Origin of the sequence: Pseudoduganella plicata (assembly GCF_004421005.1) — a bacterium.
Classification (GTDB): domain Bacteria; phylum Pseudomonadota; class Gammaproteobacteria; order Burkholderiales; family Burkholderiaceae_D; genus Rugamonas; species Rugamonas plicata.
In genome coordinates this window covers 2,671,639-2,697,485 of record NZ_CP038026.1, presented here as the reverse complement: position 1 = coordinate 2,697,485, position 25,847 = coordinate 2,671,639, and the positions used below count along the sequence as shown (strand labels likewise).

Annotated in this window: 20 protein-coding genes and 1 tRNA gene; 13 read left to right on the top strand and 8 right to left on the bottom strand. The window is 59.5% G+C overall.

The genetic code is table 11. The features are described from left to right. Positions 1–31 precede the first annotated feature (31 nt). Complete coding sequence (locus tag E1742_RS11680) at positions 32–1,090, bottom strand: 3-deoxy-7-phosphoheptulonate synthase (RefSeq protein WP_134385032.1); 1,059 nt, start codon at positions 1,088–1,090, stop codon at positions 32–34. Between the two features lie 75 nt (positions 1,091–1,165). On the opposite strand from E1742_RS11680, the gene ybiB reads away from it, so the two are divergent. Continuing rightward, on the top strand, positions 1,166–2,137 hold the full coding sequence (gene ybiB / locus E1742_RS11675) for a DNA-binding protein YbiB (RefSeq protein ID WP_134385031.1): 972 nt from the start codon (positions 1,166–1,168) through the stop codon (positions 2,135–2,137). A 166-nt stretch (positions 2,138–2,303) separates the two neighbouring features. On the opposite strand, the gene sodC is transcribed toward ybiB, so the two are convergent. After that, positions 2,304–2,843, bottom strand: coding sequence for a superoxide dismutase family protein (gene sodC / locus E1742_RS11670; RefSeq protein ID WP_134385030.1), 540 nt, complete (start codon positions 2,841–2,843; stop codon positions 2,304–2,306). A 147-nt stretch (positions 2,844–2,990) separates the two neighbouring features. Between sodC and E1742_RS11665 the strand changes: the two genes are divergently transcribed. The 11 genes from E1742_RS11665 to E1742_RS11610 all read left to right on the top strand — a co-directional run bounded on the left by E1742_RS11665 (position 2,991) and on the right by E1742_RS11610 (position 14,420). Continuing rightward, on the top strand, positions 2,991–4,199 hold the full coding sequence (locus E1742_RS11665; RefSeq protein ID WP_134385029.1) for a BaiN/RdsA family NAD(P)/FAD-dependent oxidoreductase: 1,209 nt from the start codon (positions 2,991–2,993) through the stop codon (positions 4,197–4,199). A gap of 215 nt (positions 4,200–4,414) precedes the next feature. Continuing rightward, positions 4,415–4,627, top strand: a complete 213-nt coding sequence (gene rpsU / locus E1742_RS11660) for a 30S ribosomal protein S21 (RefSeq protein WP_005665410.1) — start codon at positions 4,415–4,417, stop codon at positions 4,625–4,627. A 127-nt stretch (positions 4,628–4,754) separates the two neighbouring features. Next, on the top strand, positions 4,755–5,204 hold the full coding sequence (locus tag E1742_RS11655; RefSeq protein WP_134385028.1) for a GatB/YqeY domain-containing protein: 450 nt from the start codon (positions 4,755–4,757) through the stop codon (positions 5,202–5,204). Between the two features lie 117 nt (positions 5,205–5,321). Further along, entirely contained in the window at positions 5,322–7,139 is a 1,818-nt protein-coding gene (dnaG, locus tag E1742_RS11650; RefSeq protein ID WP_134385027.1) for a DNA primase, read from the top strand. A gap of 683 nt (positions 7,140–7,822) precedes the next feature. Beyond that, on the top strand, positions 7,823–10,087 hold the full coding sequence (gene rpoD, locus E1742_RS11645) for an RNA polymerase sigma factor RpoD (RefSeq protein WP_134385026.1): 2,265 nt from the start codon (positions 7,823–7,825) through the stop codon (positions 10,085–10,087). A gap of 143 nt (positions 10,088–10,230) precedes the next feature. Next, positions 10,231–10,309, top strand: a tRNA-Ile gene (locus tag E1742_RS11640). A 612-nt stretch (positions 10,310–10,921) separates the two neighbouring features. Next, positions 10,922–11,200 (top strand): hypothetical protein, encoded by a 279-nt coding sequence (locus E1742_RS11630; protein WP_134385024.1) that lies wholly within the window; start codon positions 10,922–10,924, stop codon positions 11,198–11,200. After that, complete coding sequence (locus E1742_RS11625; RefSeq protein ID WP_134385023.1) at positions 11,200–12,660, top strand: hypothetical protein; 1,461 nt, start codon at positions 11,200–11,202, stop codon at positions 12,658–12,660. Before E1742_RS11630 ends, E1742_RS11625 begins: the two co-directional genes overlap by 1 nt. Next, positions 12,660–13,040, top strand: coding sequence for a hypothetical protein (locus tag E1742_RS11620; protein ID WP_134385022.1), 381 nt, complete (start codon positions 12,660–12,662; stop codon positions 13,038–13,040). The genes E1742_RS11625 and E1742_RS11620 overlap by 1 nt, the downstream gene beginning before the upstream one ends. Continuing rightward, positions 13,040–13,957: a hypothetical protein gene (locus E1742_RS11615; protein ID WP_134385021.1), complete on the top strand. Its 918-nt coding sequence runs from the start codon at positions 13,040–13,042 to the stop codon at positions 13,955–13,957. Before E1742_RS11620 ends, E1742_RS11615 begins: the two co-directional genes overlap by 1 nt. Positions 13,958–14,075: 118 nt before the next feature. Next, positions 14,076–14,420 (top strand): hypothetical protein, encoded by a 345-nt coding sequence (locus E1742_RS11610; protein ID WP_134385020.1) that lies wholly within the window; start codon positions 14,076–14,078, stop codon positions 14,418–14,420. Positions 14,421–14,717: 297 nt separating this feature from the next. Here the strand turns inward: E1742_RS11610 and E1742_RS11605 are convergent, their stop codons facing one another. Beyond that, complete coding sequence (locus tag E1742_RS11605; RefSeq protein ID WP_134385019.1) at positions 14,718–15,368, bottom strand: GIY-YIG nuclease family protein; 651 nt, start codon at positions 15,366–15,368, stop codon at positions 14,718–14,720. A 141-nt stretch (positions 15,369–15,509) separates the two neighbouring features. Then, positions 15,510–16,295, bottom strand: coding sequence for a hypothetical protein (locus E1742_RS11600; RefSeq protein WP_229466901.1), 786 nt, complete (start codon positions 16,293–16,295; stop codon positions 15,510–15,512). Here E1742_RS11600 and E1742_RS11595 point away from each other — a divergent pair. Further along, complete coding sequence (locus E1742_RS11595) at positions 16,219–16,395, top strand: helix-turn-helix domain-containing protein (RefSeq protein WP_229466735.1); 177 nt, start codon at positions 16,219–16,221, stop codon at positions 16,393–16,395. The genes E1742_RS11600 and E1742_RS11595 overlap by 77 nt on opposite strands. Positions 16,396–16,974: 579 nt before the next feature. On the opposite strand, the gene tnpB is transcribed toward E1742_RS11595, so the two are convergent. From tnpB to E1742_RS11575, 4 genes are all read right to left on the bottom strand, one after another. Beyond that, positions 16,975–17,136, bottom strand: a complete 162-nt coding sequence (gene tnpB / locus E1742_RS27365) for an IS66 family insertion sequence element accessory protein TnpB (protein ID WP_134385016.1) — start codon at positions 17,134–17,136, stop codon at positions 16,975–16,977. A gap of 1,454 nt (positions 17,137–18,590) precedes the next feature. Continuing rightward, the gene (locus tag E1742_RS11585) at positions 18,591–19,076 is read right to left on the bottom strand and encodes a very short patch repair endonuclease (RefSeq protein ID WP_134385015.1); all 486 of its coding nucleotides are present in this window, start codon (positions 19,074–19,076) and stop codon (positions 18,591–18,593) included. 28 nt (positions 19,077–19,104) lie between these two features. Next, positions 19,105–24,648, bottom strand: coding sequence for an ATP-binding protein (locus E1742_RS11580; RefSeq protein WP_134385014.1), 5,544 nt, complete (start codon positions 24,646–24,648; stop codon positions 19,105–19,107). Continuing rightward, a complete protein-coding gene (locus tag E1742_RS11575; RefSeq protein ID WP_229466734.1) occupies positions 24,645–25,739 on the bottom strand; it encodes a hypothetical protein in 1,095 nt (364 codons plus the stop codon). Before E1742_RS11575 ends, E1742_RS11580 begins: the two co-directional genes overlap by 4 nt. Between the last annotated feature and the right edge of the window lie 108 nt (positions 25,740–25,847).

The window sequence follows — 25,847 nt, the reverse complement described above, 5'->3', positions numbered from 1 at the left end:
CGGGGACTGTCCCCGTTTTTTGGCAACTTCCTCAGGAACGGCGGCGCAGCTCGGCGTCCGCGGCGCGCAGCATCTGCGCCGTCGTGTCCCAGTCGATGCAGCCGTCCGTCACGGAGCAGCCGTATTTCAGTTCCGACAGGTCGGCCGGGATCTTCTGGTTACCCGCTTCGATGTTCGACTCGATCATCACGCCGACCAGCGACTTGTTGCCGTGTACGAGCTGGTTGATCACGTCCGTCATCACCAGCGGTTGCAGTTCCGGCTTCTTGTAGCTGTTGGCATGCGAGCAATCCACGACGATATTGGCCGGCAGCCTGGCTTTCGCCAGCGCCTGCTCGGCGATCGTCACGGACACGGAATCGTAGTTGGGACGGCCGTCGCCGCCGCGCAGCACCACGTGGCCATAGGCATTGCCGCGCGTGCGCACGACGGCGACGTTGCCTTCGCCGTTGATGCCAAGGAAGGCATGCGGGTTGGCGGCCGACAGGATGGCATTGATGGCGATGCTGATGTCGCCGTCCGTGCCGTTCTTGAAGCCGACCGGCGTCGACAGGCCCGATGACATCTCGCGGTGTGTTTGCGATTCCGTCGTGCGGGCGCCGATGGCGGTCCACGCGATCAGGTCGCCCAGGTATTGCGGCGAGATCGGGTCGAGTGCCTCGGTCGCCGTCGGCAGGCCCAGCTCGCAGACGTCCAGCAGGAACTGGCGCGCCTTTTCCATGCCGATGTCCACGCGGAACGAGTCGTCCATGAACGGGTCGTTGATATAGCCCTTCCAGCCCGTTGTCGTGCGCGGCTTCTCGAAATACACGCGCATCACCAGCAGCATCGTGTCCTTGACCTCTTCCTGCAGCGCTTTCAGGCGGCGCGCATAGTCGAGGCCGGCGACAGGATCGTGGATCGAGCAAGGGCCGACAACGACAAACAGGCGCTTGTCCTTGCGGTCCAGGATCGCGCGCAGATCCTCGCGGCCCTTCGTGACGGTGGCGGACGCGGCGTCCGTCAGCGGCAGTTTCGTGTGCAGTTCCGCCGGCGTGGGCATCGGCGCGAACGAGGTGACGTTAATATTTTCGAGATCGGGTGCAATCATGGTTGTGTCTGCTTCTAGCGTGTGTTTTCTTCAGGGGATCGAATAGTGTAGCCGAAATAATGTAAGCTGTTTGACATGACGATCGAAACCACTCCATTCCATGCCGCGCCGTTCATCAAGGAAATCGGCCGCGGACAGAAGGGCGCCCGCGGCATGAGCCGCATTGACGCCCGCGCGCTGTACCAGGCCATGCTCGATGGCCGCGTGTCCGACCTCGAACTGGGCGCCATCCTGCTGGCCATGCGCATCAAGGGTGAATCCGTCGACGAGCTGGCCGGTTTCCTGGAAGCGGCCGAAGCGTCGTTCACGCCGCTGCGGGCTCCGGCTGGCGAATTTGCCCCCGTGCTGATCCCCAGTTATAACGGCGCCCGCAAGATGGCGAATCTGACGGCGCTGCTGGCGCTGCTGCTGGCGCGCGCAGGCGTGCCCGTCCTCGTGCACGGCGTGCCGCATGACGTGGGACGCGTGGCGACGGCCGAGGTGTTTGCCGAGCTGGACGTGCATGCCGCCGCGTCGACCGAAGCGGCCGAGGCGGCACTGGCCGCCGGCCAGGTCAGCTTCATCACCATCGACACGCTGGCCCCAAAGCTGGCCTATATGCTGTCGCTGCGCCGCGTGCTGGGCGTGCGCAATTCCACGCACACGCTGGTGAAAATCATGCAGCCGTTTGCCGGCGCTGCGCTGCGGCTGGTGTCGTACACCCACCCGGAGTACCTGGAAACGCTGGGAGAGTATTTCACCACGGCTGCTCCGCACGAGCGCGGCGACGCGTTCCTGATGCGCGGCACGGAAGGGGAGACGGTGGCCAACGCCACCAAGGCACAGAAGATCGACTGGTTCCACGCAGGCCAGCGCACGGTGCTGGTCGAGCGGCAGATGATCGCAGAACACCTGCCCGAGCTCCCCGAAGACAAGAGCGCCGCCGCCACGGCGGCATGGATCAGGTCAGTACTGGACGGTGCGGTGCCGGTACCGGACCCGATCGCCCAACAGGTCCAGCACATCGTCGCCACCTCCCGCGCGATCCGCCAGCGACATCCAGCCTGACGACTGCCCAGCCCGTGACAACATCGGGGTCAGGCACAAAAACTGTCAAACACGGTGTCAGGCACCGTGGTGGGCACGGGCCCGGCCATGCGCAGTCTCGCAAATGACGAGCTCGTGACAACATCGGTGCCTGACCCCGATGTTGTCAACGGGCTCGTCGGTAGCCTTACTTCACGCCCTCGCCGATAACCCCGCAGGCAATCCGCCCGGCGCCGCCACCCAGCGGTGCCGGCGAATCCGCGTAATTGTCGCCGCCGGCATGAATCATCAATGCCCGGCCGCGTACGTCGGCCAGCGACTTCAGCTGGGGCGCCACGACGGGTTTCAGCGCCGCGCCGCTGCTGTCCACTTCCAGGCTCGGCAGGTCGCCCAGATGGCCGCCGTTGTTCGGTCCCTTGTGCGCATTGGTGCCGTGCGGATCAAGGTGGCCGCCCGCCGCGCCGGCCGGGGCCGGCTTGCCGTTGACGGGGCCTTCGGCGCAGCTGCCGTTCATGTGGACGTGGAAGCCGCGCTGGCCCGGTGGCAGGCCCTGCAGGGCCGGCGCGAACTGCAGGCCGCCCGGCGTTTCCGTGATCGTCACGCTGCCCAGGTTGCGGTTGCCGTCGCTGCTGGCAACGGAGTGGATCGGCACGGTGATCTGTGCATGGGCCAGCGCAGAAAAGCCCACGGCGGCAATGGCGATGGCAAGACGGGTACGGGTGTGCATGGATAACTCCAGTAAGTTGTTGTTACGAAAACAATTGAGCATACCGTAACCGGGGAATCCGGCGCGCATGGTCGGGCCAGGAAAAAAATAGACTGCAGCCATGCGCGGCAGGGTCGCGTAAAATGGCCGGTTTGACCGGGGCGGATGATGGCGAAACAGTTTGATGTGGCAGTGATCGGTGCGGGCGCGGCCGGGATGATGTGCGCGGCCGCGGCCGGGCAGCGCGGCAAGCGGGTCGTGCTGATCGATCACGCGTCGAAACTGGCCGAAAAGATCCGCATCTCCGGCGGCGGGCGCTGCAATTTCACCAATATCAATGCCGGGCCGGCCAATTTTCTGTCCGAAAATCCGCACTTCGCCAAGAGTGCGCTGTCGCGCTACACGCCGCAGGACTTCCTTGCCCTCGTCAGGAAATACCGCATCGCGTATCACGAGAAGCACCGCGGCCAGCTGTTCTGCGACGATTCCGCCGAGCAGATCATCGAGATGCTGAAGGCCGAATGCGCCGCCGGCGACGTCCACTGGCGCATGCCCGCCAAGGTCGAGACGTTCCAGAAGACCGACGCCGGCTTCCTGCTGCAAACGGACAGCGGCGACATCGAAGCGGCCAACGTCGTCATCGCCACGGGTGGCCTGTCGATCCCGAAGATCGGCGCGACCGACTTCGGTTATCGCATCGCAAAGCAATTCGACCTGGCAATTGTCGAACCCCGTCCGGCACTCGTGCCGCTGACGTTCGACGAAACCCAGTGGCAGCCGTTCGTGCCGCTGGCCGGCATCTCGCTGGAAGTGGACGTGACGACAGGCTCCCTGAAAGGCCGCAAGGCCACGGGCGCCCGCTTCCGCGAGGACCTGCTGTTCACGCACCGCGGCCTGTCCGGCCCCGCCATCCTGCAGATTTCCAGTTTCTGGCAGCCGGGCGAGCCGATTATCATCAACCTGCTGCCGGAGATGGACGTCGCTCAGACGCTGATCGAAGGCAAGGGCACGATCAAGAAGCAGCTGGGCAACGCGCTGGCGCAGTGGCTGCCGGCGCGTCTGGCCGAGGGCCTGCTGACGGCGCACGGCTTCGCGCTCGACGCCCGCCTGGCCGACATGCCGGATGCCCAGCTGCGCAAGCTGGGCCAGGCGCTGAACGGCTGGACCATCACGCCGAACGGCTCGGAAGGCTACCGCAAGGCCGAGGTGACGCGCGGCGGCGTCGACACGAAGGAGCTGTCGCAGCAGACGATGATGGCCAACAAGGTGCCCGGCCTGTACTTCATCGGCGAGACGGTCGACGTGACGGGGTGGCTGGGAGGCTACAACTTCCAGTGGGCCTGGGCATCGGGGATGGCGGCCGGGCTGGCAATCTGATATCATTCCGGTCCCGTTGCGAGAGTTTCATCATGTCGCAGCGGTTCCTGATGTTAGCGGGGCAAGACAAAGCCCGAGTTTCAGATGAGGTTTCCCGGGGTAAGCCCAGGACCCGCCTGCCGGGCCGGTTTAGCAATCGCGCCTATTGTATATCTGGACAAATGCTGCTAATATCGCTGTCTTCCTAAAAACCCTCTAACGGTTTGAATTTTTACATGACCACTATTCGCCTTAAAGAAAACGAGCCGTTCGAAGTCGCCATGCGCCGCTTCAAGCGCACCATCGAAAAAACCGGTCTGCTGACCGAACTGCGTGCGCGCGAGTTCTACGAAAAGCCAACCGCAGAGCGCAAGCGCAAGCTGGCAGCTGCCGTGAAGCGTCACTACAAGCGCATCCGCAGCCAGCAACTGCCGAAGAAGCTGTACTAATTCCAGCTCTCGCAACGGGCCTGCCGACGGCGCACATCGCCTCCCGGCCTGGCTGCGTCAGCGCTCACCCGCTCCGGTTCGGCCGCAGCGGGTTTTTCGTTTTGTCCCTTACTTTTTAGAGGTAGCCATGAGTCTGAAAGCCCAGATCACCGATGACATGAAAGCCGCCATGCGCGCCAAGGAAGCCGGCAAGCTGAACACGATCCGCCTGCTGCTGGCCGAGATCAAGCGCAAGGAAGTGGACGAGCAGATCGAAGTCAACGACGACCAGACCGTGGCCATCGTCGAAAAGATGATCAAGCAGCGCAAGGATTCGATCAGCCAGTTCGAGGCCGGTGGCCGTGCCGACCTGGCCGATATCGAGAAGGCCGAGCTGGCCGTGCTGGCCGCTTACATGCCGGCCGGCCTGTCGGACGACGAAATCCAGGCCGAAGTGCAAGCCGCCGTCGCCGAGTCCGGCGCTGCCGGTCCACAGGACATGGGCAAGGTCATGGCTATCCTGAAGCCGAAGCTGGCAGGCCGGGCCGACATGACGGTCGTCTCCGGTCTCGTCAAGAAGGCGCTGGCCCCGGCATAATGCCGCCGGTACGCCACGGTTTTTAGGCAGGTTCCTCCCGCATCGCCGCGTCTTGCGTTGCCTCAATAGCGAGCGGGCGCGGCAGTTTAGTCTGATCCGAAACAACGCAACCATCCTGTGATCCCAGAATCGTTCATCTCCGACCTGCTCAACCGCGTCGACATCGTCGACGTCGTGGGCCGCTACGTGCAGCTGAAAAAGACGGGCGCCAACTTCCAGGGCCTGTGCCCGTTCCACAACGAGAAGTCGCCCAGCTTTACCGTCAGTCCGACGAAGCAGTTCTACCACTGCTTCGGCTGCAGCGCGCACGGCACGTCGATCGGGTTCCTGATGGAATACTCGGGCATGGGCTTCGTCGACGCCGTCAAGGACCTGGCACAGGGTGTCGGCATGGTCGTGCCCGAGCAGGACGACAAGATTCCGCCGGCCCAGCGTGCGCAGATGCAGGCGCAGAGCATGGCGTTGTCCGAAGCGATGAACCTGGCGATGGAGTATTACAAGACCCAGCTGCGCTCGGCACCGAACGCGATTGCCTACCTGAAGGGCCGCGGCCTGACGGGCGAAGTGGCGGCCCGTTTCGCGCTCGGTTACGCGCCGGACGGCTGGGACAACCTGCGCAGCGTCTTTCCCGACTACAGCGCCGTCGCGCTGGTCGAAGCCGGCCTCGTCATCGACAAGGTCGACGAGGAAGGCCGCCACATCAAGCGTTACGACCGCTTCCGCGAGCGCGTGATGTTCCCCATCCGCAACACCAAAGGGCAGGTCATCGCCTTTGGCGGGCGAATCATGGAACAGGGCGAACCAAAATACTTGAATTCCCCGGAGACGCCTTTATTTTCAAAGGGTTCCGAGCTGTATGGCCTGTTCGAGGCACGCCAGGCGATCCGCGATGCGGGTTATGTGCTGGTGACGGAAGGGTATATGGACGTGGTGGCGCTGGCGCAGATGGGCTTTCCGCATGCGGTGGCCACCTTGGGCACGGCGTGCACCACGATTCACGTGCAGAAACTGTTGCGTCAAACCGACACCGTCATCTTCAGTTTCGATGGCGACAAGGCAGGCCGCCGGGCGGCGCGGCGGGCGCTGGAAGCGTGCCTGCCGCACGTGTCCGACGACAAGACCATCAAGTTCCTGTTCCTGCCGTCCGAGCACGACCCGGACAGCTACATCCGCGAGTTCGGCGCCGATGGGTTCGAACAGCAGGTGAGCGAGGCGATGCCGCTGTCGCAATTCCTGCTGCGCGAGGCGGCAGGCGAGCACGACCTGGACGAGCCGGAAGGCCGCGCCCGCGCCCAGTACGACGCGAAGCCGATGCTGCAGGCCATGGCGCCGTCCGGATTGCGGCTGCAGATCGTGCGAGGCCTGGCGTCGATGACGCAGAGCACGCCCGGCGAGATCGAAGCGCTGTTCGAGCTGAGCAAGCCAGTGGCCGTCAGCCGCAAGGCGCCGGCCCGCAGCAAGCGGCAGGAGCCGGTGGGGCTCGAGCGGAAAATGATCCGCATGCTGGTGACGCACCCGTCGCTGGCCTTGCAGATGGACGCGGACGCGCTGGAAGCCTGCCGCCATTTCGGCCAGGAGCAATATGACCACCTGCTGCACCTGGTGCAGCTGGCGCAATCGCTGGGACCGAACGGCACATTTGCCGCGCTGGCGCAGCAGCTGAAAGAGCAGGGCGATGGTTATGATGCGATCATCGGCGAAATCGCCGCCACGCCAGAGCCGGAGATCGAAACGGAACGGTTGTTCCTTGCTGCCACGGTGCGCGAACTGAAACTGCAGCAGGTCAGGGACGAAATTAATATCGTGATGGAAGCGATAAATACCGCCATCACGGCGAAAGAACCGACCGACGTGCTGACGACGGGATATCGCGAATTAAAGGCGCTGGAAGACCAGCTGCTGCGCGAACAGGAAGCGGATAAGAGTTTCCGCTGACGCCTTAGCGACACCCGGGCCAATCTGGTATTCGAAAAGTGGCGTGCTATAATAAAACGCTAAGTATTTGATTACATTGGCAAGGTTTTCAATTCAGAATTTGTGTTTGTTTTCAGTAGGTTAGGCTCTCGAACGGCAGGATGAAACTGTGCCGGCGGGTGGGCCGGACATCGATGAGACGGCGCGAGTTTTCTTGCATCGGCGGCGTGATCGCAACACCAGCGACAGGCGGCCCGCATCACGCTCCGGAGTACCGGGCGGCTTCCGTGCCGTGTCCTCTTTGTCCGCTCTAGCCCCCACGCGCCTTCATACAGTAGAATTTCCGCCACGAATGGTCGCTATGTCATGTTTGATTCGATGGCATCGTGAATGTGGGAGAGATTGCAGCAGTGGTTGTAGCAGTGTCCGTTGTAGCAGTGTCGTAGCATGGAAAGACCGTGGAAGGACCCGTGGAGGACCCCGAAAAGCCGTTGCAAGCGGTATCAGGTCCGGCCGGGAAATGCCGTCGATGGAGACACCTGGCGGCAGGCCGGAAGTGAAGCTGAAAGTGCAGCAGGTGGTAGCTGGTGGCGTTCGCGGGATATCGGCATCGTCCTAACCGTAAGGGTATCTCGACAAACCGTCGCGCATGCGCCGGATATGCGAGATCCCGTAAGCAAGTCGTTGTGACATCGAAAGCGCCTGTGCCAGCAAAGAAACCTGAAACCCAAGCGGCTGCAAAGCCCAGCAAAGTGACCGCCCGAGCAGCCAAGACGGCCGACAAGGCCGAGACAAGCGCGGAGGCCGTGGATACGCGCGCGGCCGCCGCACCGCCGGCGGTGAGCCAGACCACCGATGCCGCGACGCTTGCCGCGATCGACACGTCCGGCTATGTGCTTCCGTCCGTCAAGGTACCGGGCCGGCGTGGTCGCAAGCCGAAGGAATTCCAGCCAGAGAACGACGAGGTCGCCGCGCTCAACGCGGTCGAGCGCGCCGAGCTGAAAGCCGTCGACAAGGCCAAGGCCAAGGACCGCAAGGCCAAGGAAAAGGCGCTGCTGAAGGATGCATTCTCTTCGGACACGGAAGCGACCGAGGAAGAGCTCGAACGCCGCCGCCAGAAGCTGAAAACGCTGATCAAGTTCGGCAAGGAGCGCGGCTTCCTCACGTATGCCGAGATTAACGACCATCTGCCCGACAACATCGTCGATCCTGAGGCCATCGAAGGCATCATCGGCACGTTCAACGACATGGGCATCGCGGTGTACGAGCACGCCCCGGATGCCGAAACGCTGCTGCTGTCGGATAACGTCGCCACTGTCACCAGCGACGACGAGGCCGAGGCTGCCGCCGAGGCGGCGCTGTCCACGGTCGACTCCGACTTCGGCCGCACGACGGACCCCGTGCGCATGTACATGCGCGAGATGGGCTCGGTCGAGCTGCTGACGCGCGAAGGCGAAATCGAGATCGCCAAACGCATCGAAGACGGCCTGAAGGACATGATCCAGGCCATCTCGGCCTGCCCGGTGACGATTGCCGAAATCATCGCCACGTCCGACCGCATCCGTAACGACGAGATCAAGATCGATGAAATCGTCGACGGCCTCGTCGACGACAACGAAGACCAGCCCGCCGCTGCCGCGCCGCCCGCCACCGAGGACGACGAAGACGACGAGGAAGAGGAAGAAGAGGAAGAAGCGGAAGAGGAAGAAGCAAGCCCGTCGGGCGCGGCCGCCGGCTACTCGGCCGAGCAGCTGGAAGCGCTGAAGAACAACGCCCTGGCGAAGTTCGACGAGATTGCGAACCAGTTCGACAAGATGCGCAAGGCGTTCGAGCGCGAAGGCTACAATTCGAAGTCGTACATCAAGGCGCAGGACGCGATTTCGAACGAGCTGCTGGGTATCCGCTTCACGGCGAAAGTCGTCGAGAAGCTGTGCGACACGCTGCGCGGCCAAGTCGATGAAGTACGTCATATCGAGAAACAGATTCTCGACGTGGCCGTCAACAAGTGCGGCATGCCGCGCGCCCACTTCATCAAGGTCTTCCCGGGCAACGAAACGAACCTGGAATGGGTCGACGGCGAAGTGGCCGCGAACCACGCCTACAGCGCCATCCTGGGCCGCAATATTCCGACGATCAAGGAACTGCAGCAGCGCCTGATCGACCTGCAGGCAAGGGTCGTGCTGCCGCTGCCGGACCTGCGCAACATCAACCGCCAGATGGCGGCCGGTGAAATGAAGGCGCGCAAGGCCAAGCGCGAAATGACGGAAGCGAACTTGCGTCTGGTGATTTCGATCGCCAAGAAATACACGAACCGCGGCCTGCAGTTCCTCGACCTGATCCAGGAAGGCAATATCGGCCTGATGAAGGCCGTGGACAAGTTCGAGTACCGCCGCGGCTACAAGTTCTCGACGTACGCAACCTGGTGGATTCGCCAGGCAATCACGCGCTCGATCGCCGACCAGGCCCGCACGATCCGCATTCCGGTCCACATGATCGAGACGATCAACAAGATGAACCGGATCAGCCGCCAGATCCTGCAGGAAACGGGTGCCGAACCCGATCCGGCAACCCTGGCGATCAAGATGGAGATGCCGGAAGATAAGATCCGCAAGATCATGAAGATCGCCAAGGAGCCGATCTCGATGGAAACGCCGATCGGCGACGACGACGACTCCCATCTGGGCGACTTCATCGAGGACAACAACACGCTGGCTCCGTCGGATGCCGCGCTGCACGCCTCGATGCGCGGCGTCGTGAAGGACGTTCTCGACTCGCTGACGCCACGCGAAGCCAAAGTGCTGCGCATGCGCTTCGGCATCGAAATGTCCACGGACCACACTCTGGAGGAAGTCGGCAAGCAATTCGACGTCACCCGCGAACGCATCCGCCAGATCGAAGCGAAGGCACTGCGCAAGCTGCGCCACCCGTCCCGTTCGGACAAGCTGAAAAGCTTCCTGGAAGGGAACTGATCCGCCTTGGTCCAGTCAAGCGCCGGTGGGACTTGACTGGAGCCGCCCCAGGCTCTAAGCTGCCGAGTTCGTTGTAGCAGTCTGGCAACGAACTCGTGCAGTGGTTCTTCCGCATTACTCTGCACGTTATCCGCACTACCTCAGGGCCTCTAGCTCATGCCTGGTTAGAGCAGCGGACTCATAATCCGTTGGTGCCCGGTTCGACTCCGGGGAGGCCTACCAATAAAATCATACACTTAGCTTCATCGTCGGCGGCTCATGCTTAGGCGCTCCACATGATGTAAGGTGTTTGTAAGACCATTTCCACACAGCTGCACGCAACATAGTATGGGCACGCACACTGGGCAGGTTTACATCAGTATTGATTTCAGTCTACAATAATTGCCAGAGATAAATTCTCGTACCGTTGTAGTCGTGCGGACTGTTGCCACAGGGGTAGCAGTCGAGGCTAGGGCGGTCGGCGGCAATTGCCGCTAACGCTGCGGGTGTGGTGGCCCTCCGTTATTGACGGTAAAACAACCTGCGATCCGTCGAGCAGAAACGGTCCTGTTGGCGCCCTTCCTTGGAAGAGCATGAACCCACTCGACCTTCGTAAACTCAAATGACCGATTGCACGACTCCACCGCCGGCGATTGATAGCCGGCAATCTTTCCCTTCTTTGCTTACCGAAACGCGCCATGCAGTTGATACTGCAACTGCCGCATTCCACCTTGGCAGGCAGGCGCAGACACTGCGTAAGTGGGCTTGCCTGGACTGCGGGCCGCTACGTCCAGTGCGCGTCAACCGACGCCTCGCATGGGTGGTCGCCGATATCAAACGCCTCTTGGAGGCGAAATGATGACCGAACACATCCTGATTGCCGCGTCGATTGACGACGTGCTTGAGTTCGCTCGCGATGAGCTTGCAATGATGTTGGCTGAAATCGCCAGTGGGATGTCAGACCAAGACTTCGTGGATATTTACCGAGAACACCACTATCTGGCTCCGGGTTCAACGCTCACAGCAGAGCAACTGGCCTCGTTCCGGCTGCAGTGCACCCAACAAGTTTTCGATGACTTTGTGGCCAAGGAGGAGGCCCTCCTTGATCTGCTGCGCGGTAATTGGAGCTTCTGATGACTGGAAAATTTACCTTATTCACCGCGACGGTCCCCCGTACACTCGGCAAGGTCTATCGCCTCGGGCCGTCTGGCTTGGAGAAGCAGACGGCTGGAGAGCTGAGCGAAGCCTCTTTCGAAGTGCTGAGCTTCAACACCATCGATCAATTTGCAGTCCTGATCGGATCCGTGTCGACGGCGCAAGCGATCTCATCCAGCATCCCACTGTCGGGTTCCATCAAAGGGAAGATCGTCGCGAAGGCTAGGGCGGTTCGGCACCCTGAGGCGTTGACGCGTACAGCGAAAGACTTCGGCTTCCCGAACGGAACTCGTGGTGTGATCGTACTCGACTATGACGCCCGCTCAGATACATTGCCGCTCACGCAGGCTGAGTTGTGGAAAATGTTGACGACAATCGCCCCGGCCGTTGCAAATGCAGGCGTCCTCTGGTGGTGCTCGGGTAGCTCCCATATTTTCAACGATGACGAAAAGGTTTATGGCTTGCGCGGGCAGCGCTTGTATCTAATGGTCGCGGACACTGGCGACACGGAACGCGTCGGGGAAGTCCTGATGAAACGCTTGTGGCTCAACGGATATGGGTACATTGCAATTTCCTCGTCCGGCCAACGCCTAGAGCGTGCCGACATCGACTCGGCCATGTTCCAGCCAGCTCGGCTTGACTTTGCCGGCGGCGCAGAGTGCAAGCCTCCTCTGGTGCAGCGACGTGGCACGCCGATTGTTCTCGCTGCCGGATCGTGGCTGGATACTACTTCCGCAATTGAAAACCTTACGCCAGACGAGGAAACGCGGTACGTGGCCTTGGTATCTGCCGCCTACGCCAAGGCGGCAGGCGCTGCTCAAGAAGCGCGCGAGCGATGGAAGGAATCGCGGCGCGACACTGCAATCTCAAGCCTCAGCAGCACAGGGATGACGATCGCAGAGGCATCGGAACGTGTGGATCGATCACTGTCTGCAGCCTTGGGCGGGGTGCTGCTGGGAGACTTCGATGTCCGGATGGCGGGCGGGGAGGCGGTAAAGATTGGTACGATCCTGGATAACAGGGAGCGCTTCCATGGGGCGCTGACGCTTGATCCTCTAGAGCCCGACTACGCAAATGGCAAGGTCACGGGGAAGCTCTTCCTCTATGGGGCGTCCCCTACCTTGCATAGTTTCGCGCGCGGAGGCACCACGTATCGGCTACGTCGACAGCCTCACCGCCTTTATATGCAGCGTGGAAGGAAGGCGGAGCTTGCTGACGAGATCTTGAAGGCCTTGGCGGAGGAGCCGGATGTCTTCATTCGCGGCGAGAGCCTTGTCGTGATGGAGGATGGTCGCATGCGGCCGCTCCGCAAGCATAACCTGGCCCACCTGATTGGTACGCGAGCTGCCCTGTACGTGAAAAATGACAAGGGCCTAGACCTGCCAGTAGATGTGCCGAATGACGTAGTCGAGATGGTCATCGCGATGGCGGAGGGGTGATGAAGCTTAAGGTCTTAAAAGCGGTTGCATATCTTCCGTTCGCCACGCCCGCAGGCACCCTTGTCACCACCGTCGGGTACAACGTCGAGACGGGTATCTTCGCGCAGTTCGACGCTGAAATGCTGCCATTAATTCCGGCAGCGCCGAGTCAAGCGGAGCTGGTCGACGCGCTGAAGACATTGTGGAAACCGTGGTCAGGTTTCCGCTTTGCCACCGACAACGATCGCGCAGCCATGTTGGCGGCTATATTCACGGCAGTGTGCAGGCCGGCCTTGAGCACGGCGCCGGCATTCTTCTTTGATGCCCCAGTTCAGGGCAGCGGCAAAACAAAATGTGCGGCTGCCCTTGCGGTGCTTACGCGGGCAAGAAGAGCGGCGTGATGCCCTATGTGGATGGTGCAGGTGCGGAGGCAGAGACAGTAAAGAAGCTGGTGGCGATGCTAATCTCTGGCGAAACGTTTTGGCTCGTCGATAACGTCGTCGGAACCTGGAAAAGCCCTGTTATCGCTAGTTTGCTCAGCGACGGGGCCCTCAGCGAACGCATCCTCGGCGGCAATCAGTGGTACCGCGGTGACGCACGCCTTATGGTCTGCGCTACAGGCAACAATGCGTCGCTTGACCGAGACTTGGGTCGACGCTTTATCCGTGTTCGGATCGATACCGGTGTCGAAACTCCCCAGACACGCGACTTCAACTTCGATCCAGTCGATAAAGCGCTCGCTATGCGAATTGAGATTGCGGCCGCTGTATTGTCCCTTATTCGCGCCTACTGGGACGCTAATGCCAGCGCAGCCGGCGTTGGTGACTGCGGTTTCGCAGAGTGGACCCGACTAGTGCGGCAATGCATCTTGTGGCTGGGCGCCACCGGGCTTACTGAACAGGCCGGCCTGGGGAAGATCGGCGACCCTGCTTGGTCTATTTTGCAGGAGGCGAGTGAAGATGATCCAGAAACCAGCGCCCACCTGATGCTCATGACTGGTCTATTCGATGTATTCGCTGGAGTGTCATTCCGGGCGAAGGACGTATTGAACCTTTGGGGCGCTGGTGAACGTGCCGATACCGACGATCCTGCAGGAATGGTGCGCGAGGCATTGGGGGCTCTAATGCGGCAGCTTGGGCAGGGTGGGCCGACTGCCATCGGTATCGGTAGAGTCCTTCAGCACCGACGAGACCGTGTGGTCAACGGCATGTGCTTCCGGCTAGCTGGCACTGATCGAAACGGCGTCAAGGCGTGGTGTGTTGCCGCTGCTGGGGATGCGGGTACTGGCAGAAGCTATCCCGATCTCAAGCGGCCCTAAGGGCAATACGGATCTGATTTATCTCTACATTTTTCTTCATCTACTCCCCGCACTCCCCGCAATTACCAGACCGCTGGTGGCAGCGGGGGAGGGGACGGGGGTGGTAAAGGTACCCACTATGAACGAATCAACTATTAAAACTGCAGCACTCGGGGTCGAACACGCCACCGCTGCGGCTCTGGCAGCTATTCTCGATGACGAGATAATGCCAGCAACCGCTGCGCTTCAAGAGCTTACGCAACGCAACAACGAATTGCTGACGAGAGGCGATGATGCCATTCGAGAATCGCTCGGGCGGCAGGCCGTCGTGTTGGAGGCCTTGTTCTACCGGCTGCTCCAATCGGCGGCGGCGGCGAAGCGAAATGATGTCACGGCGGTGGCGTTACGTTCGGCGATTAACACGCAGAAATCACTCCTGACGACGCTCGGAGCGCTCAAGCAGATGAGGAGTGAGGATGCGTAAGTCCCCAACGTTGACGCCCGACCAGAGGCAAGCACGACGCGAATTGATACAACGCACAAAGCCGTGGCTGCGTTCCACTGGCCCGAAGACTACCGAAGGCAAAGCAAAGGCAGCGCAACGCTGGCGCCGGCACGGAATGCGAGCTGCAGAGATAAAAGTCATCAAGGTCTGGACCCTCTCTGTACTGAAACTTGTCGAGGTACTGAAAATGTCAGAGTCTGCTTGACGTCCCCGTCTTGATAGGCGAAATACGTTCCGCAAGTGAAGGCGCACTATCGTACGCCTTCACCCCTGCAATCACGCTAAGAGGGAGGATGCTGATAACGAAGCTTTTGGAGCTATTGCTTGGAGTATGCCAAGCCTTTCCAGAAGTTCTATGCTCTCAAAATCGATACTCATCGGATTTAAAAAATCCTGGATATAGCGGACTACTTCCTCAGGTGATACCTCAAACCATTCCCCATTCTTGCGTCGTTCGCTAAAATAATCATGGCATTGAGATTCAGCCTCTATACAGTTGCTGACTTCCGCATTTACAATATTGGCGAGTATCCCGCCGTGTGCGGACATCTGCACCCGCTGGCGCTGTCCTTTTGTTGTTTTTGTTCGGCCAATCTTGCACAGACCTGCACTGCTATCGTAAAGCACGTATAGGAAACCCTGATGCCGTGTCCCCAATGGTTTAGGCGCGGACCGCATCGAGTCCGGAACCAATTGCTGGGCAGCCTGAACAACGTGCCTCCAGTTCGGTCCCTCATGTCTAGTTGCGGTCCCGGCCGGGCCCTGCTTAATTTTCCCAAAATGTTCTTGATGGGCTAAGCGCGAGGCATCGTTCATCAGGATATTCCAACCCACTAGCGCCAAGGAACGCAGCATTGATTTTTCTGTGGTTCCGAGTGCGGCAGCCACATCTGCGACAGTAATTGTCACGCTCTGCGCGTTTGTCATATGTACCTCTAGGACTGATAATCTCGTAAAGGAATTACTTCGGAATTTTCGGCTTACTGGTTTAGCTCAGCCAGATCGGGCTGAACTCCAAGCCGGTCGAGGCTTCACCTATATGCGGGGCGTCCATAGCTGCCGATCGTGCTATCGTCCACCGCTTTTCACTCCTTTCTGCCTGCTTTCAGCAATCAGCGAGCGGCCTTCTGCGGATAATTCTTCGGCGCGTTTCCAGATGTCAGCAAGACACGGGTCTAAAGCTCTTTCCGGCAGGGTCAGCAACGTTTCCTCTTGAAGAGGACAGTATTTCGTCAAAAGCTTGGAAAGCCCATCCCCAATGAACTGATATCTCGGACCTGCCGCAATGTAAAGTTGCCATGCACGTGCTGCTTGGCGGTGATTGTCTAGCGCCAGCTTGTATGCCAGCACTGCCTTCGGAACTTTTTTACCGAAGTCACTTTCCTCAAATTCAGTTATCGCGAAATCGACGTCAGCTAACTCTTCGGCATATTTGGTCCGCGTCACCCCAACCTCGATCTTCGACTCAAGCTTCCGGAGCGCCCTTGTCGCGGCAAGCGCAGTTTCATCTGGCACGGCCTTGACAGCCTCCGTTTTCGTCGATGCCGCACTAAGTGTGGGAACCCAGCCGAGACAGGTTAGAAAAATGGTAAGTTGTATAACGTTTTTCACGGGAAATTCTTTCTCAGGACAAATGTACATGACGGTTGCAATAAGATGAGATTGTGACGTAAACACGGCTGACTTAAAAGCTCCAGCTTGTGACACTGTGTAGATGCAATCTCTAGCGAACACACCCTTCCATGAGCCTTCAGTACGTGCCGTGCTGGCTGGCAATATGGTCCGCCTGCGTGGTGAGAAAGGTTGGTCGCAAGAGATGTTGGCGTTCGAGGCAGGCTTGCACAGGACGTTCATCGCCCATGTCGAACGTCGGGCTCGAAACGTGTCGCTCGATAACGTCGAGAAAATTGCCAGGGCATTAGGAGTGAAGCCCTACCTGCTGTTGAAGGATTAGTAGCGTCGGTGATCGTCCTGATGGTGGCCGGAGGTAAGCAATGGCCGGATTTCGCTTGCCGATCGGACGGCTGGGCGCCAGCGCCTGGACGATCGCGTCGAGCAGGTGCAGGCCCGCTTTGGATGCATATATGCACGCGTTAGCTCGCTGGCACGTACTCCAGCTGCGCGGCCAGATTCTCCCCCAACTTTTGCACCACCGCCACAGGCCAGGCAAGCGTCAGACCGCGGCAGGTGTACTTTTCATCGCGCGGCAGGAGTTCAGGCAACGGCTTGCGCACGGCTTGCCGCGTGGCGGCCGGCCAAACGCAGGCATTTCGCGAGCCGCTTGCGCTTCATTGGCTGCACGTCTTCCAGCTGCAATCCAATGCTTCGATCAGGTTATCGAACTTGCGTCTGGACGGTATGTCGCAGCTTAGCGATCCGCAACTTCAGATGCTCGATCTCGGCGGCGCGCGTATTGAGTTACGCCTTTAGCGGCCACCAGCTCGTCGCGCGCCAACAGCAACGCTTTAAGCGCGTCAGTCTCATCGGGGGTGGTCAGCTGTGCGCGTGCGCCGAGTTTACGCGAGTGCTGTGCTTACAAGCCCGCCTCGGGTTTCCCGGTACGCTCCTGTCGGCGCCAGTCAAACCCTTCAAGCAGCATCGAAAGCCGCGCCTGACTCAGCAACACGGTCTCATTGGTCGCTTGTGGCCAATGAAGCGCCCCCACTTCAAGCCTGGAACAGCCGGCACAAGCCATCGCTGGTCCAGCACCTCAGTTGATGATTCCGATTCCACCTTCGCCGCTAGGCCGTTGAAACCGGGCCCCATGTCGAGTGCGCCAGCAGTCAGCCGGACGCGCGTAGCGACGCTAGTCCGCTCACCGTTGCAAGTTCCGCAACGGCGCCGAGCCCGCACGCATTTGACGCGCGTTCAATGCGTACCACCGTGTCACCTAAACGGATCTTTATCCGGCCTGTGCCTTGTGCAGTGGGCTGCCGCACGGCATCGATCGGAGCGAGCGCGACCGGCAACATTACAGCTTCTTTCGTTGAGCAGCGCGGCCCGCAGTTGTAGCCGTCACTCGAAGACCATGTTGGCATCAGGCCGTGATCCCAATGCCACTTGGGAGACGGACACGCTCTAATCGCAGGCCTTCCAACCTCTTGCGCTTGAATGCCGACGTATAGTGTGGGCCGCTGTTTTCCATGCCTGAACTGACCCCCGATACTCTTCACGGTAGCCCCACCAAAATTTAGTGGGAACTATCGTGAAGTGGGTTGGTATCGGTGTCTGGACGGTACTGAGATGACGCTTGCCGGCTACGTGCATCTTCCAAGGGTAGTACGCGGGCATCGGCTGGTGTAGACTTTACGTCACACCAGCAACGCTCTATCCGAGGTACATATGCCTACAGATTATACCGACGCCGAGCTACTTGAGTCGATCCGCGAGCTGCTCAATGACGAAGTGCTGTTAGCCGAGTTCATGAAGCTATGCAACGAAATCCGTGCTGACATTCGTGCCCACGAGACATCTACCCACGGGACGCTAGGTCCCGGCAAAAAGCTGGATGACTAGGCCCAGTCTCGTGGGCAGGTCTGCTGGCGCACATGTTGACAGCCAAGGTCGCCAATCACCCGCCGCTGTGCCCCCTTTCATAATTTAAGCCCGCGCGGCGTCGAGCTCGATCGCGCCCGCTGGCGAGCTGGGTTGGCGCGGCTAGCGGGTTGCTTCGCCCACTAGCCGATGCGATCGTCGTCATGTGCTGGCAGGACCGGAACTGCAAGCCGACGACCCGCCGATTCCAATACTGGCGCCCGACGACGGGAAGATTAGTCTTGCACGCCTGTAGACTTATGTGCGTGACGACTGGCTATGCGACAATGTGACGTCGCCGACCGTTTGGTTCCCCTGCCCAACCGTCTGCCTTGTATACCAAGACGCTACGGCGGATCGCCGAGCTCTGCCATCGAGGCCGAAATTAGAGGCAAGCCCGCCCGACGAACGGCGGCAGGCCAAGGCAATGCGAAACCGAATGCTGAACGACTTCGAACGATGGCTGCGCGATTTACTCGAGAAGCGTTCTCGCAAATCAGACGATATGCGCGCGTCATCGTAGGCGTCTTTCGGCTACGTGATGCCCGCCAGAAGCTTTGGCGACGGGGCGGCAGGCAAGCCAGCACTCAAGTTGCAACGAAGCCGTCGAGACTTCTAGTGTTCCAGAATTGGGCGCAATTTATGCTCCGAATCTACGTCAACACCTTGTTCTGGTTGACCGACCGTTTCGCGGATGGCCGCCGCTAGCCGGTTGCTGGTAGATTCGAGCTTGCTAGGCGCTAAATCGCACTCCCATGCGACAAAAACACGCCAACCCAGTTCTACGAGGGTGGCCGTAACGCGTGAATCTCGCGCGACGTTCTTCCCGAACTTCTCAACCCAAAACTGAGTATTGCTCTTCGGGGTCGTTGCGATCTTACAGCCCTGATGCCGATGCCAAAAGCAGCCGTGGACGAATACAACTACCTTGTAGCGTGGAAAAACCAGATCGGGCTTGCCAGGCAGATCCTTGACATGTAGCTTGTAGCGCAATCCGAGCCGGTGGAGTGAACGCCGCAGGGCAAGCTCGGGTTTGCTGTCATGGCCACGGATACGCGACATCCGTTCGGATCGCTGTGCCGGAGTAAGAGAATCAACCACGCTTCGTTCGCATAACCCAATATGACATCTAGCTGCCCTTCACTATTTCGTAGAATGGCGCCCCCCTGATCACTTCCCCCGCAATGTCGAAAGACTTATAAAGGCAGTGGTGATTTTGCAGGGTTTTTACCCTGTCGGACAGGTCGCCTAGATCTGAAGTGAAACCTAACGCGCCGAGTTCCGCTGCAGCGACGTTCGGCACTTTATGGATGAACCAGGTCAGCAGGGGTTCCCGATAGTCTGTCGTGCTTGTCTTGAAATGTCTAAGGTACTGCGACGCCAGAATCACCCCTGTCCCGAACTCACGCCCCTGCAGCAACAACTTACGCAGCACGTCAAACTCATACCTCATGATGTTATCTGCTTCGTCCACCAGAAGGTAGGAGTCGACGACGCGGAGCTGGGGATCCGTGCCCTCGAACGCCCGCTTTGGCGTCCGGAGCATGTTCTCGTAAAACATATTCAGCATAATAGCCACAAGCAAGTTCTTGCTTCGATCATCCTGCCCCATTGCGTCTAGCGAAACCACAACGACCCCATCCATGAACTCGTCGAACGGCTTGGTTTTCGTGGGATCGCGTTCGAATATCTCCATGTCTACGAGGTCGTCGATAATCGCCATTGGCGAGTCCGACTTAGTTCCGAGCAGATCCCGGTACCTGGAATGAATATCGTAGATTGTCGGCTGGCTACCTTGCGTGCTCGAATCGTACGCACTGCGCACCGCCCCTTTTAACTTATCCCGCTGGACAGGCCCGATTCCGGTGTAGACTTTGTCGAGGACATCGGCAAAAAACCGGAACCGGTCGAGCCACGGCGCGGGAGATTCGCCAATCAAGGCCGTGTCGAACAGGTTAAGTGGGAGGTGGCGAGGCTTGACGACCTTGGCGCCGGTAGCCTCGACGAATTCGGGGCTGCTGTAATCCCGCTTGTAGTCGAAGATGAGAAAGCGCGGCTTGATGCCACGGTTTTCTTTACGGGCCTTGGCGATTTGGTAGATAAGAGACTTGACCAACTGGGTCTTGCCAGTACCGAGATCGCCGACGACGCCAATGTTTAGCTGGTTGAGCCTGGTATCAGAGATGTTCAACGATAGCTGCCTTGATTCAAAGCCATCGACAGTGTGCCCTACCGATAGGAGGATGCCGCTGCATTGCGAGCTGATTGATCGCCCTGCCTCCGGCGCGGGTTCGGAGGGCTCGTCCACAGCGGTGATGATTGCAATGTCGGTGACGCTGGAACTGTCGGTGGGGCTAATCGGCGCAGCCGGCTGGGCGATAGACGGGTGTTCGGGAACGGGAGTGCGCCCAGATAAGGCTGAGCCCGTGGAACCTGCGATCGCGGCATCCACAGGCGTTTTCGGGAGCAGCGCCCAATGTCCGATTTTGGCACGTACCTTGGCATAGAATTCCTGCGCGTCGCCAGCAATCATTTCCCTGGCGCCTGAGGTCGAGATCACGATGGTCTCGGCAAATCCATCTCCATCGTTGTCGCGTGCAGCGCTTTCCGGTGAATTATCGACTACGATAAGCCGTCCCTTGTCGTCGATTTCAATAGACGACTGCTCCGCCTCCAGTAACGATGCGGCAATGCGCTCGTGGTAGCTCGCCCAGAGTCGCTGTTGTTGTGCAATGAGTTGGTGCTGGCTGTAGACTCGCATGCCGAACCCAACCATTGATAACAACAAGTGCTGAAGTGCAAGCTTCCAGACCGCAGAGGTGGAAGCTTTCACCTGCATCGAATGCAGGAGGGAGGACAGCACCTTCGCTTGTCCCAGGGCGTCCTTGGAGTCGGCCACGGAAAGGACGCTACTTTGCCGGCATTTGACTTCGATAGGGGTAAGACGAATCCGAACACCGCACCCATTGACCTGCATGCCGACGACGAGCAAGTCCGGCCGCGACAACGATATGTCCTTCCTCCCGTTGCCTAGGGATCGAGTGAGATCCGAAAGATAACCCCTGAAAGGGTCGACAGGTATAACGAGTGCAATACACGCATCATCACCAGTGCCCGAGAGGATAGGCAGCAGGCTATCCAAGTTGCCGGTCGTACGGAATTGGTCCTGCAGTAACCGGGCAGCTAGGAAGAGTCCCAGATCGCCGGTGGCGCCAGTGTCGTCTCCGGAAAGCCCACGCACGGTAGGGATGCCTCGTCTTGCGACCTCGAGTAGGACTTCCCCGAGTCCCGTATCGTCGAGCGGAGAATTGCCCAGGACTGGTTTAAGTACACGCGCCAACGCGTCACGGTCGGCTTCCTTTACCTGCGATAGCAGATAGTAGCCACTAGTGTCCCCTGCACGCTGCGAATACGACGGCAGGTCGAAGTCCCATAAGTAAGTACCTGGTATCCAGCCACCGAGGAAGCAAGCGGGGTCAATGGCGGATGACGATACAGCGACGAAGCCGGCGTTATGCTCCTCGACCATGCTGGAGACCGCATGCACATTCGGGGCAAATTGCAAGCCAACCGACACATCTCTTCCATTCTCTAGCACGAGGATGCAGTTTGCGACCTTGTCGGCGAAAGTGCTCCCGGACGGAGGCATTGAAAGTCCTTGTCTTGATTCGCTAAGGAAGAAGCCATTGAGTTGGCGCCTAATACGGTGGCGGATAAGACCCCCCAGCCCGAGTGGCGAACGCATCCCTACCTCGACCGCTTCTGGCTGTGTTGAGTCAAGCTGGGCAATGATGCCAAGGTCTGGTCTCGTTCCTGGAGGACGCTTCTCGAACCAACGTACGTGGTTTTCGGTATCCTCAGAAAGGTTTGCGATCGTAGCCTGGTCGGGACGCAGCGCGGGTGGCCGGGTGTCATACACGTCGATCATTCTCGGCCCCACTGCTTGCCGAGGCGCGGTCTTGTCGTCACTTCCGAAGCGCCGCGTGCACCAAGTGGCCAATCCCTCGTTACAAGCGTCGGTCGTGCCCCCTCCGCCCGTGATAACTAAACTTAATACTGACTTGGCAGCAAGGAGGTCGCTTACGTCCTCGAGTGCACGGCCGACCTGAGCAGGGCTGAAGCCGCTTGATATCCCGCCTACCTTCAGGCCGAACATCCCATCGAAAGGTGCCTGTTGCGACCTGGACGGGATAGCGGCAAGGCGGGCACCATTCCACAGCACAGACCAGTAATCCGAGTTGCACTCTACCGAAAGAAAATCTGCACGGTCGATCCCTTGTGATGCTCCCGGCGACTGTAACGACATGGTCAGGATATCGGGAATACAGTCCGGATCCAGGATGCTCGCAGCCGGACAGGGCGTATCGCCACTCCCGTCCACTGCGTCTTGGAGGACTTGCTGGGCGAGGCAGTGCCAGGCAAAACGTAACGGATGTAGTGGCGATAAAATGATGGCATCGGGTATCCGGGCTAGCGTTCTGCCGCCGGCTTCTCGCCCGCATACGGCGATGGAATCCACCCAGCATGCGACATCGCGGTCAGACTCGAGCCAGCTAGCATAGGCGTCGAGGTATGTCTCTACGATTGCGCGGAAATCCAAGTCGACGGCAAGCCATTTACCGAGCGGTGACGATTCCACGAGCCCTAGCTCGTCTTCAGTGCTTGACCTAATCCTTGCAGCGATTGCTTTCCTTGCCTCGACAAAACCTCGTGGTGGGCAGAAGCGAGATGCGCTGGGCCTAGGGTCGTGTAGGAAGCGAGCGTTGGACAAGATAGGGCCATTTTCCCCTGTCCAGTCGGGAGGTGCCCATACGCCTGCGTAGTCATCGGAGAGGACGATCGGTATGAACGACTTTTCGATATGTCGTTCATCAAGCAGCCACGACTGCAGGCTGGATACGCGAGCGTTGCGGTCGAGCTGGACAATGGACTTGCCATCGAGCCTATCGAGGTGCTGGCGGTTTTGCCTGATGAGCCGTTCGAACTCGCTACGGCAACCTTCCTCGCGCGTTTCCTCGCAAGTGATCAATACCATGCAGGTTTCGATGCATTTGACTCCTAGCCGCCGGAACGTCACGTCGAGTTGGTATTTTCCCTCGGCTTCGATCTCGACCTGATACTCTCCGTCGCGAATGGTATGCACAGGAAGGGAAGTGCGTGCCTCATCGAGCACCTCTGTGGCATCGTCGCCGATGCAAGCAGCTTCTACGATCTCGATACCCTCCGACGCCAGCAGAAGGAGCTCGTACCTGCCTGAGCCAGGCAGCGACAACGTGGACTCCCAATCGCTTCCAGCACTGGCCTTGCGGGGCTTCCTCGGAGGCGACAGCTTGGTAGCCATTCTCGAGGTAACGACGATCCCAGGTGTCCACGCGGCCAAGGAAATTACCTTCACGGTAGCGGGCCTACGCGAGCCGGACTGTACCTTGTATGTGATGGGCGACTTGTGTATGCCCTTCGGTGGGTCATCGGCCTCTTGTGCCTGCATCGCGCCATCGATCGTGACCGACTTGCCGAGCTTTCCATACGAACCGCCAAGCAGCGTCGCCTGTACCTGTCCTGTCCTAGCAAGGTCGCTAATTGCAATCGAGAGCTCGACCTCGCCATGCACGATCGCGGGTATTCCGCGGCTCGCCGGGATAATGCCGTTCTTGCACACGATGGAAAGTTCGCCCTCCGCATCTTCATCCCCGGCTCCTTCGGACAGTAGTCCGGCCCAGCGATCGGTGTCGAGGTACGACCACCATGAGGGTGCAGCCTCAAGCACGCTGGCGCCAGATGGGAGGTAGAACGCCTGCGTAGCCCGCTCGAACGCCGTTGGCACATCACAGGTTGCCTGGATGTGCGCGAGAAAGCCGCAGAGCGCATCTTTGTCCGGCTCCGGCGCCGCACTAGCAATCCGCTCGATCCCAGTGCGGAAGCCGTCGGCCAGCTCCTCGGCAACGCTACCTAGGATGTCGAGTTGAATTTTAGATATTCCGCCTCCACTCAACGGAGGTACACCACATGCTAAGGCGAGTGCGCTGCTGGGCGTTAGGTCATCCGACGCGTCAGGGATTGAGAAGATGCGAGATACAAGGCGCCATGCAGCCATGCGCGTACCCTTGTGTGCATCCATCTCGTCGACTGCTTCAGCGGCGCGACGAGCGAATAGCCTTGCATTACTCAGCTCGTCGCCGAGTCCGGCCGCCTGCAAGCCCTTGTCCAAGAGATCTTGCATGAATCCGTCGTCCCACCAGGCTTCGAAGTCTGCGTACACCCTGTTGGAGGCGGGGCTGATCCCGAATTCGTCCGTGGTTGAGGTAACCGACCTGTTGTTGTGTTGCCCTGGCGGCACCAGGGCTAAGAAGCTTGGATTGACTGGATCGTTCCGAATGTCGAGCAAGTGACCCTCGTCGCACTTGCCCGAAAATCCTATCCCAGGGTTTGGTCCTGCCATTTTGTCTGCAGGTAGCTGGAGGAGTACCGGAATTAGTGTTGGCGCGGAGTGGTCTGCACGCTCGACATGAATTCCCCCATCCTTTGCAAGCTCCTGGAAAACACCCTCGAGCAGCTCCAGGGGAGGGCCGTGGAAAATAAAGCGAGACTCCAGCTTTCCGCCGGTTCGGCCTTGCGTAGCATCCAGTACCTTGGTCCGGACGATATTGGCGAGTGCATGGACGAGTCTATTCATTTGATATTCGATTTGAATGGGGGGAGCAGTAGCATGCCGCTTTCGGCATCTGGGCTGTCAAGCACAAGTCCTAGCATACGGAGCTGGTGGCCGAGGTCGTTCCCTCCGATGTCGTGGCGGTCAATCGCGATGCCATACGAAGCGAGGTGCTGTCCTAGGCGATGGATTGAGCGCGGTCCAGATAACCCGGCTAATGCGCAATGTACCAGAGCTAGTACCGCAACTGGGCCGAGGGAAACTATCCAGGGGGCGGAGTTGCCGGCACTCTTTTTCTTGAGTACGTAACCTTGATCGTAACCCCGCAAGAGGGGTTCGGCGGTATCCCGCTGGCCTAGTACGTGTCGTGCAAATTCGACAAGGTTTGCTCCGATTCCCTTTTTGCAGTTCATCGCGCGAGCCTCGCGCTCCCGAACGTCTAAAAAGGCTCGCTTGGTTCCGAGTGCAGACAACTGATCGTGGTTGTACCTGACGTGCTGGCATAGCCCTGCAACGCCCTGGCTGGACGATATGTCTCCTACGTAGGGCGCGCCTGCCTTCTCTAGAGACCACAGGACCGTGTTGATACCCAACCGTGCTCCAAGATAGCCCGAGAAACCATCTTTGAGGCTCGGTTGCGCCTTCGAACCGTAGGCCATGTATTGGGGACTGCCAGGAAATATAGCCCTACGTGCCTCAGCGGGCCCCATCGGCCCTTTTGAGTCAAGCGCATCAGAGAGGGACTGCCAAATCCGGGCCTGAACGTCGCATAGCCACGTTACGTGGGAAACACTGGCCAGCCGCAGGACCGCTTCCAGCAGGCTCGTCCATTGGCGGCGAGTCATTGCATCCTTGGCTAAGATGATCGCTCGTAGGTCCTTTGTAAGCTGCCGAGAAGGCAGGAACTGGACACTTCTAAGATCATCAGCATCCAGTCTTGCCTCTCCAGCCGGGATAGGGTTGAGCTGCCAATGCTTGCCAGGAACCCATGCGCCAGTCTCGCCTTCCAGCCAGCGGGCAAAAACGTCATCATCGTCGCCAACGCCCAGCGCGGAGAAGAGGTCTTGCCACAGCCCATCGGCGGCGTGCCCGTCTTCGGAACCCAGCGATACCATGCGTCGCACCAGACTTCCTGCCGGCCATGGATTTCCCGCATTGCGCGCGGAGCCAGAGAAGAGCGATGTCCCAGGCACGAGCGGAGTAACTTGGAGGAAACGTTTCGT